This is a genomic window from Burkholderia sp. HI4860 (assembly GCF_002223045.2).
Classification (GTDB): Bacteria; Pseudomonadota; Gammaproteobacteria; order Burkholderiales; family Burkholderiaceae; genus Burkholderia.
Genome location: NZ_NKFO02000003.1, coordinates 2,843,150 through 2,854,896, shown reverse-complemented (window position 1 = coordinate 2,854,896; position 11,747 = coordinate 2,843,150). Strand labels below are relative to the sequence as shown.

General features: G+C 70.0%; 8 protein-coding genes. 4 read left to right on the top strand and 4 right to left on the bottom strand.

All coding sequences use genetic code 11. The annotated features are described in order from the left end of the window. Positions 1-66 precede the first annotated feature (66 nt). Together CFB34_RS28605 and gluQRS are read left to right on the top strand one after the other, a co-directional pair. Positions 67-921 carry a sulfurtransferase gene (locus CFB34_RS28605; RefSeq protein ID WP_089440707.1) on the top strand — a complete coding sequence of 285 codons (855 nt, stop codon included), beginning with the start codon at positions 67-69 and terminating at the stop codon, positions 919-921. Between the two features lie 22 nt (positions 922-943). After that, complete coding sequence (gluQRS, locus tag CFB34_RS28600) at positions 944-1,837, top strand: tRNA glutamyl-Q(34) synthetase GluQRS (RefSeq protein ID WP_089440708.1); 894 nt, start codon at positions 944-946, stop codon at positions 1,835-1,837. A gap of 182 nt (positions 1,838-2,019) precedes the next feature. On the opposite strand, the gene CFB34_RS28595 is transcribed toward gluQRS, so the two are convergent. The 4 genes from CFB34_RS28595 to purT form a co-directional block, all read right to left on the bottom strand. Then, complete coding sequence (locus CFB34_RS28595) at positions 2,020-3,588, bottom strand: DEAD/DEAH box helicase (RefSeq protein WP_089440709.1); 1,569 nt, start codon at positions 3,586-3,588, stop codon at positions 2,020-2,022. Positions 3,589-3,976: 388 nt separating this feature from the next. Then, on the bottom strand, positions 3,977-4,357 hold the full coding sequence (locus CFB34_RS28590; RefSeq protein WP_089440710.1) for an MliC family protein: 381 nt from the start codon (positions 4,355-4,357) through the stop codon (positions 3,977-3,979). An 81-nt stretch (positions 4,358-4,438) separates the two neighbouring features. Further along, positions 4,439-4,624 (bottom strand): DUF6726 family protein, encoded by a 186-nt coding sequence (locus CFB34_RS28585; RefSeq protein ID WP_089426022.1) that lies wholly within the window; start codon positions 4,622-4,624, stop codon positions 4,439-4,441. 18 nt (positions 4,625-4,642) lie between these two features. Beyond that, entirely contained in the window at positions 4,643-5,857 is a 1,215-nt protein-coding gene (purT, locus tag CFB34_RS28580) for a formate-dependent phosphoribosylglycinamide formyltransferase (RefSeq protein WP_089440711.1), read from the bottom strand. A 213-nt stretch (positions 5,858-6,070) separates the two neighbouring features. On the opposite strand from purT, the gene CFB34_RS28575 reads away from it, so the two are divergent. Both CFB34_RS28575 and CFB34_RS28570 read left to right on the top strand, forming a co-directional pair. Then, positions 6,071-6,616 (top strand): META domain-containing protein, encoded by a 546-nt coding sequence (locus CFB34_RS28575; protein WP_089440712.1) that lies wholly within the window; start codon positions 6,071-6,073, stop codon positions 6,614-6,616. Positions 6,617-6,793: 177 nt separating this feature from the next. After that, positions 6,794-11,737 (top strand): DNA translocase FtsK, encoded by a 4,944-nt coding sequence (locus CFB34_RS28570; protein WP_089440713.1) that lies wholly within the window; start codon positions 6,794-6,796, stop codon positions 11,735-11,737. Positions 11,738-11,747: the final 10 nt, after the last annotated feature.

Below are 11,747 nucleotides of genomic sequence, written 5' to 3'. Positions count from 1 at the left end.
ATCCACGCCCCGGCTTCGCACCCTTTTTTGCGGGCCGCCGTGCGGCCGTTTTCCCGTCGGACCATCATGACCATCGTCAACCTCGCCGCCTACCACTTCGTGTCGCTCGACGCGAACGAGCAATGGCGCCCGCTCGTCACCGCCCGCTGCAACGAACTCGGCCTGCGCGGCACGATCCTGCTCGCGCCGGAAGGCATCAACCTGTTCATCGCCGGCACGCGCGAAGCCGCCGACGCGTTCATCGCTTACATCCGCCACGATCCGCTGTTCGAAGGCAAGTTCGCGACGCTGCAGTTCAAGGAGAGCCTGTCCGACTCGCAGCCGTTCCGCCGCATGCTCGTGCGCCTGAAGCGCGAAATCATCACGATGAAGAAGCCGGCGATCAAGCCGGAGCTCGGCCGCGCGCCGTTCGTCGACGCGCGCACGCTGAAGACGTGGCTCGATCGCGGCCACGACGACACGGGCCGCCCGGTCGTGATGCTCGACACGCGCAACGCCTTCGAAGTCGACGTCGGCACGTTCGACGATGCGCTCGACTACCGGATCGACAAGTTCAGCGAATTCCCCGAAGTGATCGACCAGAACCGCGCCGACCTCGAAGGCAAGACGGTCGTGTCGTTCTGCACGGGCGGCATCCGCTGCGAGAAAGCCGCGATCCACATGAAGGAAATCGGCATCGAGAACGTGTACCAGCTCGAAGGCGGGATCCTGAAGTACTTCGAGGAAGTCGGCGGCGCGCACTATCACGGCGACTGCTTCGTGTTCGACTACCGCACCGCGCTGAATCCGCGGCTCCAGCCTACCGAGAACGTCACGTGCTTCGCGTGCCGCGCGGTCGTCACGCCGGAAGCGCAACAGTCGCCGAGCTACGTGCCCGGCAAGTCGTGCCCGGCCTGCGCACCGGCGGCCAGCGCCGCGTAAGCGCGCACTGCCCCGCGCCCCGATGACCGGCTATCGCGGCCGCTTCGCGCCGTCGCCCACCGGCCCGCTGCATTTCGGCTCGCTGGTCGGCGCACTCGCGAGCTGGCTCGACGCGCGCGCGCACGGCGGCGCATGGCTCGTGCGCATCGAGGATCTCGACGGCCCGCGCACGGTGCCCGGTGCCGCCGACGACATCCTCGCGACGCTCGCGCATTTCGGCATGACGCCCGACGAGCCGCCCGTCTGGCAAAGCACGCGCGACGCCGCGTATACGGCCGCGCTCGAACGGCTCGTCGCGGCCGGGCTCGTGTATCCGTGCGGCTGCACGCGCAAGGAAATCGCCGATTCGCTGCGCGCCGCGCACGAGCGCCACACGACGCTCGCCTATCCGGGCACCTGCCGCACCGGCCTGCACGGCAAGCCCGCGCGCGCGTGGCGGCTGCGCGTGCCGGACGGCGGCGACGCGCTCGTCACGTTCGACGATCGCTGGCAGCACACGCAATCGCAGGACCTCGCGACCGAAGTCGGCGATTTCGTGCTGAAGCGCGCGGACGGCCAATGGGCCTACCAGCTCGCGGTCGTCGTCGATGATGCCGACGCGCACATCACGCACGTCGTGCGCGGCGCCGACCTGCTCGACTCGACCGCACGCCAGATTTACCTGCAGCACTGCCTCGGCATGCCGACGCCGCAATACCTGCATGTGCCCGTCGTCGTCGATGCGAACGGCGAAAAGCTCAGCAAGCAGACGGGCGCGACCGCGCTCGAACGCAACGATCCGCTGCCGGCGCTGCAGGCCGCGGCCGCACACCTGGGCCTCGCGCCCGACGGCACGCTCGCAGGCACGACCCTCGATACGTTCTATGCCGCCGCCACGGCCGCATGGGCGAGGCGCTTCGGGCCGCAGGCCGGCTGACGCACGCGGCGCGCCGATTTCGCAACGACCGGGCCCAAGCTGGAAGTCGGCATCCCCCCGCCAGCGTCGCACACCCGCTTCCCCCGCCAAATCGCAGCCCCAATGAAAAACGGGCACATGCTCATCGCATGCACCCGCTTCTCCAGCAGCGCTCACGCGCTGCGCCGTCACGTCCGCCCGGCTTACGCCGACGGCTTGCGCGGCATCCCGAACCCGCCCAGCAGTGCGGCGACCTGACGCTTCGGCCCCTTCTTCTCGGGCTGCTGCGCCGGCTGCGCGTCGTCTTGCTGCTTCGCCGGCGTCGACGGCTCGTACGGCTTCAGGAAGAAATCGTCGACCGGCGCTTCGTGGCGACGGTGATGGCCGCGCTCCGAGCCGCCCGTCCGGCGACCCGATGCACCGCGGTGCTCGTCGCGGTCGCGACGGCCGCCTCGTTCACCGCCTCGTTCACCACCGCGCTCGCTGTTGCGATCGCCGCCGCGGTCGTTGCCGCGCTCGTCGTGACGATGGCGCGCCGGCTTGTCGAGCGCGAGCGTCTGCACTTCGAGCGGACGCTTGATCAGCTTCTCGATATCGGCGAGCTGCTTGCGCTCGTTCGGGCTGCACAGCGACAGCGCGTCGCCCGTCGCACCCGCCCGGCCGGTACGGCCGATCCGGTGCACGTAGTCTTCCGCGCTGAACGGCAGGTCGAAGTTGATCACGGCCGGCAGTTCGGCGATGTCGAGGCCGCGCGCGGCCACGTCGGTCGCGACCAGCGCCTCGATCTCGCCGCGCTTGAACGCGTCGAGCGCCTGCATCCGCTCGATCTGCGTCTTGTCGCCATGGATCGCCGACGCGACCACGCCGTCGCGCTCGAGATTGCGCGCAAGCCGGCTTGCGCCGATCTTGCTGTTGCAGAACACGATCACCTGCTTGAGGCCGCGATCGCGCAGCAACTGCACGACGGCCGCCTGCTTGTCGCCCTCGGCGACGTCGTAGACGATCTGCGTGACGTTCGCGTTCGTCGAGTTGCTGCGCGCGACCTCGATCGTCTGCGGGTTGCGCAGGTAAGTCGACGCGAGCTTCTTGATTTCGCCCGAGAAGGTGGCCGAGAACAGCAGCGTCTGGCGCTCCTTCGGCAGCAGGTTCAGGATGCGCTGCAGATCCGGCAGGAAGCCCATGTCGAGCATCCGGTCGGCTTCGTCGAGCACGAGGATCTGCACCTGGCCGAGATTCGCCGTCTTCTGCTGCACGTGGTCGAGCAGGCGGCCCGGCGTCGCGATCAGGATCTCGACACCGCGGCGCAACTCTGCCGACTGCGGGTTCATGTCGACGCCGCCGAACACGACCGCACTGCGCAACGGCGTGTGCTTCGCATACGCGTGCACGTTCGCGGCGACCTGATCGGCGAGTTCGCGGGTCGGCGTGAGGATCAGCGCACGCACCGGGTGGCGCGCCGGAGACGCGCTGGTGTTGGCCTGCGGCAGCAGGCGCTGGATGATCGGCAGCGAGAAACTCGCGGTCTTGCCGGTGCCCGTTTGCGCGGCGCCCATGACGTCGCGGCCGGCGAGCACGACCGGAATGGCCTGCGCCTGGATCGGCGTCGGCGTCGTATAGCCCTGCTCCGCAATGGCTTTCAGGATATCGGCGGCAAGGCCGAATTGATCGAAGGTTGCGTCGACGGGCTTGGCGACAGAATCGGACATGGTGGCGTTTCGCTCAAAAGGCGCGGCGGGGACATCGTGCGTCAGGCCAGCCGGGCCTGCGCTCATCACAATTCGGAAATAGACGGAGCCGCGGCGCGCCGCGCGGCGCCGCTCTGGCGCTTGGGACCGGTTCAATGTGAACGCTGGACGCCAGGCCGTGCGGACTCCGTTCGGCGCGAATGCCGGCGGAAAGGGCCGTATTGTAGCACTGCGCGGCCATCTGTCCGTGACAACGCGGCGAACGGCCACAATGGCGGTTCGCGCGGCGGGCCAGGGCTGGCCCGCACGCTAGGCGGATGACCCGATCGGACTAGCCCGATGGGCCAGCGGATGATTTCAGGGGTCGGATCCGTGACCACCAAGCCCGATCGCCGGCGGCCAGGCCGCTTCCCCCTGCCGTCAGGCACCGGGAGCCGGCCGGCACCGGCAGCACGATCCGCGTTCCTGCCGGCGCTCAGCCCTTCTTCTTTTTCTTCTCGACCTGTACGCAGTCGCCCAGCAGCGGCGGCGCGCTCTGGTCGGCGATCTCGTCGCGCAGCGTCGCTTCCTTGCCCTTCGTCCACCACGTATAGCGGCCGGCCTGATAGCGCGCGCCCGACGCCGACACGGTGTCGACGAACAGCATCTGCTTCCCGTTGACCGGCACGAGCGCGAAGCTCTGCCCGTTGCCCGCGAGCCAGTACGACACGCGCACCGGCTGCTTCTGGTTCGCGCACTGGTAGACGGTGAACTGGCGCGAATCGGCGTCGATCTCTTCGACGGTCAACTGCGCGGCATGCGCGACGGAAACGGCCGTGCCGGCGAGCGCGAGCGCGGCGAGGGTTTGGCGAATCATGCGGGTCCTCTCACGAGACGGGTGGAAACGCGCCCTCGCGGGGCGCGTGATTATTGTTGGCGAGCGGGTCGGGTAGCGGGATCAGGGATCGATGACGTCGGCACACGCGTCGGTCGGTGCGGCCGCGACATGGCCGACGAGCGGCACGATCTTGAGCCCGGCCGAGGCCACCCGGCACGGTGCGGCCGCGAGCCCGCAACCCGCGAGGTTCACTGCAAGCGCCAGCGCGACGGCCAGCTTTCCGATACGCAGCCACTTCGGTGTCATCGTCCTCTCCCGATTACGTCAGCGGGCCGACACCGGCCGCACGGCCGCGGCGGCACGCTTCGCGCGTTCGCGGGCTTCGTCGACGGTTGCGCCGGTCGCCAGCGCGACGCCCATGCGCCGCTTCGCGAAACTTTCCGGCTTGCCGAACAGGCGCAGGTCGGCGCCCGGCACGGCAAGCGCGTCGCGCACGCCCTCGAACGCGATCCCGCGCTCGTCGAGCCCGCCGTAGATCACGGCCGACGCGGCCGGCGTACCGAGCGCCGGATCGACCGGCAGCCCGAGAATCGCACGCGCGTGCAGCTCGAATTCCGACTGGCGCTGCGACGCGAGCGTGACGAGGCCCGTATCGTGCGGCCGCGGGCTCACCTCGGAGAACCACACGTCGTCGCCGCGCACGAACAGCTCGACGCCGAACATCCCGCGCCCGCCGAGTGCCTCGGTGACCTTGTGCGCGATCTCGCGCGACCTCTCGAGCGCCACCGCGCTCATCGGCTGCGGCTGCCACGATTCGACGTAGTCGCCCGCGACCTGCACGTGGCCGACCGGCTCGCAGAAGTAGGTGCGCGTGGCGTTCGTCGCCGGATCGATCGCGCGCACGGTGAGCTGCGTGATCTCGTAGTCGAAATCGACGAAGCCCTCGACGATCACACGGCCGTGGTTCACACGCCCGCCCGCCATCGCGTAGTCCCACGCCGGCTTCACGTCGGCCTCGGTCTTCACGACCGACTGCCCCTTGCCCGACGACGACATCACGGGCTTCACGACGCACGGCATGCCGATCTTCGCGACCGCCGCGCTGAACGCCTCGAACGAATCCGCGAACGCATACGGCGAGGTCGGCAGGCCGAGCTCCTCGGCCGCGAGCCGGCGGATCCCTTCGCGATTCATCGTGAGCTGCGTCGCGCGCGCGGTCGGGATCACTTCGGCGAGGCCGGCCGCCTCGATCGCCGCGAGCGCGTCGGTCGCGATCGCCTCGATCTCCGGCACGATCAGGTGCGGGCGTTCGGCTTCGACGAGCGCGCGCAGCGCGGCGGCGTCCGTCATGTCGATCACGTGCGCGCGATGCGCGACCTGGTGGCCCGGTGCGTCCGGATAGCGGTCGACCGCGACGACTTCGACGCCGAGCCGCTGCAACGCGATGATGACTTCCTTGCCGAGCTCGCCGGCGCCGAGCAGCATGACGCGCGTGGCCGAGGGTGAGAGCGGCGTACCGAGCCGCTGACCGATCTGCATGTGATTACCCGCTTCTGGTGGAGGACGAAAACGGCTCCGATGTTAACACGCGCCACGGCGCCGGTTTTGCGCGTTTCGCCGCGCCGGCAACCGGCCGCGGGCCGCTCGCGAGCAGGCTGCGAACGTTTTCATGCGGGAAGTGTCGGCTCGCCTGCCGCGGCACGGGTGCGTTACTCTTACGCCTTGATCAGAATCCGATGAGGAACGAGGCTCATGTCCCACCTGTCCGCCGCCGCACGCGCACGCACCGGCCTGCTTCGCCCGCTGCGCGCGCCGCTCTGTGCGTTGACGCTTGCCACGCTTCTCGCCGCCTGCGCGATGCCGACCCACCCCGATTCCGCCGCCCCCGCCCCCGACCCGTACAACCCGGCCGCCGTCCAGCTGCTCGACGACACGAGCTGGGAACTCACCAGCTGGCTGAATGCCGACGGCACGCAGCGCGCGATCCCGCACGGCGACAACGGCGAGCCGATCAAGCTCGCGCTGTCGACCGACTCGGGCATCCGGCGCGCCAGCGGGTTCTCGGGCTGCAACCGCTACATGGGCACCTATGCGATCAAGAACGGCCTGCTGAGCTTCGGGCCGCTCGCCGGCACGCGGATGGCGTGCCCGAATACGCTCGGCGGCCAGCTCGAAACCGCGTACCTCGACGCGCTCGCCCACGTCGACAAGACCGGCGTGCAGATGCGCGAGCCGCAGCAATTGCAGATCGTGACCACGTCCGGCGCAACGCTCACCTTCACGCACCGGAGCCCCTGATGCACGGCGCGCGCGAAGGCCGACCGACCGCCTTCGCGTGGCGCGCCACGCGCGTGTGCCGCGCACACGCGTCGCACGGCGTGTATCGGATGCACGCCGCGTTAGAGTCTTGTTCGCCGGCCGGTTAAACTCGGCGGGTCGCGCCCCGCGCGCCCCGCCCCACTCCTGTTTCAAAGCATGCACACGGTTGTCTTCGGCTGGTTCGGCATCTCCGCCGTCTGGTTCCTCCTTCTCTTCTGGCGTCTCGTGCAGGCGATGCTGCCTGGCGGTGTCGGGCTTGCCGGCCGCGGCTCGATCCGTCTGTGGCTCGGCTTCGCCGCGGTGTTCGTGGCGAGCTGCACGCTGACGAGCCCGCTGTCGGGCCCCGACACGAACGCGCTCGGCCATGCGTTCTCGGCAGGCTTCGCCCACGTGCTCGGCCCGATCGGCACGCCGGTCGCGATGGTCGTGCTGTTCTTCGCCGGGCTGCCCTGGCTGACCGGCATCGGCTGGCGGCAGTTCGCCGCGTGGGTCGATACGTCGTTCGGCGTCAAGCTGGCGCGCGACGGCGGTGACGACGAAGCGCGCGGCATCGCCGACCTGCCGCGCAGCGCGTTGCATCGCGACGACGACATCGTCCAGCCGACCACCGCGCATACCGTCAATTCGATGGCGCCCCGCCAGAACGGCCGGTATTCGCGCCCGACGCTGTGGAAACCCGACCCGCAGGCGCGGCCGAAGCCGCGCAGCAGCACGCCTGCGCGTCCGCACGTGGAACCTGTTGCGCCGTCGGGCTGGTTGAAGCCCGCGGCGCCCCAGCGCAGCATGCCGACACCGCCCGCGCCGATCACGCCGGCCAGCGCGATGCCGCCGCCGACGACCGGCAGCACCGCCAGCCTCGCGCGCGCAGCCGCGAACGCGCAAGTCCCGCGCCCCGATCCGGCCCCGCTTCCTGCCGGATTCGAACCGGTCCGCCCGCGGCCGACCGCCGCGCGGCCGGCCACCGTCGCGTTGAAGCCGACCCCGCCGCGTACCACGGTCACGCCGCGGCCGGCCATCGCGCAGCCGCAGCGCCCGCCGGTACGCCCCGCCGCGGGAGCCGGTTCGGCCGGCCTGACGCCGGATGCGGCACGACGTCGCCCGGCGCAGCCCACGCCGGCGCGTGCACCGCTCTATGCCTGGACGGAAAAACCCGCCGCGCCGATCACGCCGGCGCCGAGCGTGCACGACACGCTGCGCTCGATCGAGGCCAGCACCGCGCAGTGGGCGACGCTGGGCGGTGCGCAGGACGATGCCGGGCACGCGGCGGCGGCCGCGGCAACCGTGGCCGGTGTGGCCGCGGCTGCTGCCGGCATGGCAGCCGCGGCCGTGCCGGGCGGGACCGCCTCTGCGGCCCACGGCCTCGCAGCCCGTGACGCCAGTACTCCGCTCGCCCACGATCCGGCGCCGGCGTACGACGACAACGCACCGATCGTGCTCGACGCATTCAATCCGGCAGCCCCCGCTGTCCGTGCACCAGTCGCCGATGCAGGCGCCGTGACGTTCGACACCGCCGCACCGCACGCCTTGTCGAATACGGGTAGCGACGATGCCGCGCGCCCGCATCACGCCAATGACGAGATCCGGCACGCCGACGATGCCGCTGCCGCACCGGCATCGGGGGGAATCTCGCCCGCGCCGACGTTCGACGCGCCCATCGACCTCGCGCCGTGGGAGGACCTCGCCAGCCAACCGGTTTCCGCGTTCGATGCGTCCGCCTGGAACCCGGTCGCCGAATCATCGACCGATGTGACGGGATCGGAACCGGCCCATGCCGCCTTCGCGCAAGCAACGCCCGAGGCGGCCCAAGTCCTCACCACGAGCAACCCGCCGGCATCGTTCGATACCGACGACAAGTCCACCGCGCAATCCGCTCCTGCAATCGATCGCACCGCATCGACCAGCGTGCCGCAGGGCATCGCTGATGCGCACGCCGACGTGCCGCCCGCTGGGAAAATCTCGCCGTTCGCGGCCCTCCCCGCTTCGCCGATCGCCGAAACGACGCCGCGCGCAAGTGCCGAAACCAGGCCATTTGCGGCGGCGGTACCGGCCGCATCGAGTGCCGCACTGGAAGCTGCCAAGTCGAACACGGTGGAACCTGCGGCGCCGCCGGCGGCAATCGCTCAAGGCACCGCACCGGCGACAGCACGGACGTGGACGCCTTCGACGGCGCAACCGGCTACGACGAATACGCCTGTCACCGAGGAAGTGCCGAAGTCGCCGGTTGCCGCTCATCCGTTTGCCGCCACGCAAACCGTTTCGGCAGCTGCGTCGCCGCTCGTCGGCACCGCGCACGGTTCGACCGCGCAAGCGCCTGCATCCGCCTCGGGCATCGCGCCTGTCGCCTTTACCGCTTTGTCGGATGGTGTGATCAACACGGCATCCGGTTCGCCGGCACAACCGGCTGCGTCGACCGTTGCAGCCGTTCCGTCGGCATCTGCGATCGGCGTAACCGGCGCTGCGTCGACCTCGCTTTCGCAACCGGCCGCTTCGACATCGAATGCTGCCCCCGTCGCGCCAGCATCCCCCGTCGGCGTGACCGGCGCCGCGTCGGCTCCGCTTTCGCAGCCTGCCGCTTCGACATCGAACGCTGCATCCGTCGCGCCGGCATCCCCGATCAGCGTGACCGGCGCCACGTCGGCCTCGCTTCCGAAACCGGCCGCGTCGGCATCGAACACGGCACCCGTCGCGCCGACATCCCCGATCAGCATGACCGGCGCTGCGTCGGCTTCGCTTTCGCAGCCGGCCGCTTCTGCATCGAACACAGCCCCCGTCACGTCGGCATCTCCGATCAACGTAACCGGCACTGCGTCCACCTCGCTCTCGCAGCCAGCCGCGTCGGCATCAACGGTTGCGGACACGACTTACGGTTCGTTCCCCCGCGCATCAACATCCGCATCGCCCGCCGTGACGCCGTCGACAGCCAGCCCGACGGCCTCGGCATCCGGTTCGAGCGCGCCGGCGGCCGCTCCCTCGACGCCCGTGAATGTCGTGTCCGGCTCGGTCGCGGCTCCCTCCGCCGCGCTTGCCCCGACGCATCCGGCCATCCCGTCGACCCCGTCGACCTCGTCGACCGGTACGACATTCGGCACATTCGCCCCCACCGGCGCCGCATCGCAGCCGGTCGCAGGCCTGCCCGTGTCGCCCGCCCCTGTCGCCACGACGGCAACGTCCTCCGGCGCGGTCGCACCGATCATCACCGACGCGGCGACTCCCGCGCAACCGATCGCCAACTCGCCCGTCGCTCCGGCCGGCTCGCTGACGTCCTTCGGCGCAACCACTGCGGCGCTGGCTCCGTCGCTCGCTTCCGCACCTGCAGCCGTCGAAGCCACGACGTTCGCCCCCCCGGCCGCCGCGACCTCGTCGCCGGCAAGCTGGTCCGTGTCGAATGTCTCCGCAGCACCGTCAGCCACCTCGCCCGTGGCGCCGCCGCAACCCGCAGCAACGATCCCCGGCGCGAGCCTGTCCGCACCGGCGACCTTCACTGCCCCGCCGGCCGAAGCAACCACCCCGGCAACCGAATCGGCCGCACCTGCCGCAGCCGGCTCGCCCGCCCCCGACACCCCCGCGCGCCAGCCGCGCCCGAACGCCTTCGAATTCCACGCACCCGCGTCGTTCAGCGTCGAACTGCCGACGCTCGACCTGCTCGAGCCCGCGTCCGCGTCCGGCGACATCGAAACGATCACCGACGAACACCTCGCGCAAACCGCACAGGTGATCGAACAGCGGCTGCAGGAATTCAAGGTGCCGGTGACGGTGGTCGGCGCGTCGGCCGGCCCCGTGATCACGCGCTTCGAGATCGAACCCGCGCTCGGCGTGCGCGGCAGCCAGATCGTCGGGCTGATGAAGGACCTGTCGCGCGGCCTCGGCCTCACGTCGATCCGCGTCGTCGAGACGATTCCCGGCAAGACCTGCATGGGCCTCGAGCTGCCGAACGCGAAGCGCCAGATGATCCGCCTGTCGGAAATTCTCGAGTCGCGCCCGTACCAGCACTCGGCCTCGCAGCTGACGATCGCGATGGGCAAGGACATCACCGGCCACCCGGTCGTCACCGATCTCGCGAAGGCGCCGCACATGCTCGTCGCGGGCACGACGGGCTCGGGCAAGTCGGTCGCGATCAACGCGATGATCCTGTCGCTGCTGTACAAGGCGACACCCGAGGACGTGCGACTGATCATGATCGATCCGAAGATGCTCGAGCTGTCTGTCTACGAAGGGATCCCGCACCTGCTTGCGCCGGTCGTCACCGACATGAAGCTCGCGGCGAACGCACTGAACTGGTGCGTCGGCGAGATGGAAAAGCGCTACCGGCTGATGTCGGCCGTCGGCGTGCGCAACCTCGCGGGCTTCAACCAGAAGATCCGCGATGCCGAGGCGAAGGAAAAAAAGATCGGCAACCCGTTCTCGCTGACGCCCGAGGATCCGGAGCCGCTGTCGACGCTGCCGCTGATCGTCGTCGTGATCGACGAGCTGGCCGACCTGATGATGGTCGCCGGGAAGAAGATCGAGGAACTGATCGCCCGCCTCGCGCAGAAGGCGCGTGCGGCCGGCATCCACCTGATCCTCGCGACGCAGCGTCCGTCCGTCGACGTGATCACGGGGCTGATCAAGGCGAACATCCCGACGCGCGTCGCGTTCCAGGTGTCGTCGAAGATCGACTCGCGCACGATTCTCGACCAGATGGGCGCCGAATCGCTGCTCGGGATGGGCGACATGCTGTTCCTGCCGCCGGGCACCGGTTATCCGCAGCGCGTGCACGGCGCGTTCGTCGCGGACGAGGAAGTGCACCGGGTCGTCGAGTACCTGAAGCAGTTCGGCGAGCCGCAGTACGAGGAAGGGATCCTCGACGGCCCGGCCGCCGACAGCGCGACGCAGGACCTGTTCGGCGATGCGCCGGACGCGGAAGCCGATCCGCTGTACGACGAAGCCGTCGCGTTCGTCGTGCGCACGCGGCGCGCGTCGATCTCGTCGGTGCAGCGGCAGTTGCGCATCGGCTACAACCGCGCCGCGCGCCTCGTCGAGCAGATGGAGGCGGCCGGGCTCGTGTCGCCGATGGGCATCAACGGCAGCCGCGAGGTGCTCGTGCCGGCCGCGGCCGACTGAGCGCCGCAGC

What these genes read in the sequence shown, in the direction of transcription:
- CFB34_RS28605 (WP_089440707.1), top strand. Translation starts at nt 67, where the DNA reads ATGACCATCGTCAACCTCGCCGCCTACCACTTCGTGTCGCTCGACGCG.
- gluQRS (WP_089440708.1), top strand. Translation starts at nt 944, where the DNA reads ATGACCGGCTATCGCGGCCGCTTCGCGCCGTCGCCCACCGGCCCGCTG.
- CFB34_RS28595 (WP_089440709.1), bottom strand. Translation starts at nt 3,588, where the DNA reads ATGAGCGCAGGCCCGGCTGGCCTGACGCACGATGTCCCCGCCGCGCCT.
- CFB34_RS28590 (WP_089440710.1), bottom strand. Translation starts at nt 4,357, where the DNA reads ATGATTCGCCAAACCCTCGCCGCGCTCGCGCTCGCCGGCACGGCCGTT.
- CFB34_RS28585 (WP_089426022.1), bottom strand. Translation starts at nt 4,624, where the DNA reads ATGACACCGAAGTGGCTGCGTATCGGAAAGCTGGCCGTCGCGCTGGCG.
- purT (WP_089440711.1), bottom strand. Translation starts at nt 5,857, where the DNA reads ATGCAGATCGGTCAGCGGCTCGGTACGCCGCTCTCACCCTCGGCCACG.
- CFB34_RS28575 (WP_089440712.1), top strand. Translation starts at nt 6,071, where the DNA reads ATGTCCCACCTGTCCGCCGCCGCACGCGCACGCACCGGCCTGCTTCGC.
- CFB34_RS28570 (WP_089440713.1), top strand. Translation starts at nt 6,794, where the DNA reads ATGCACACGGTTGTCTTCGGCTGGTTCGGCATCTCCGCCGTCTGGTTC.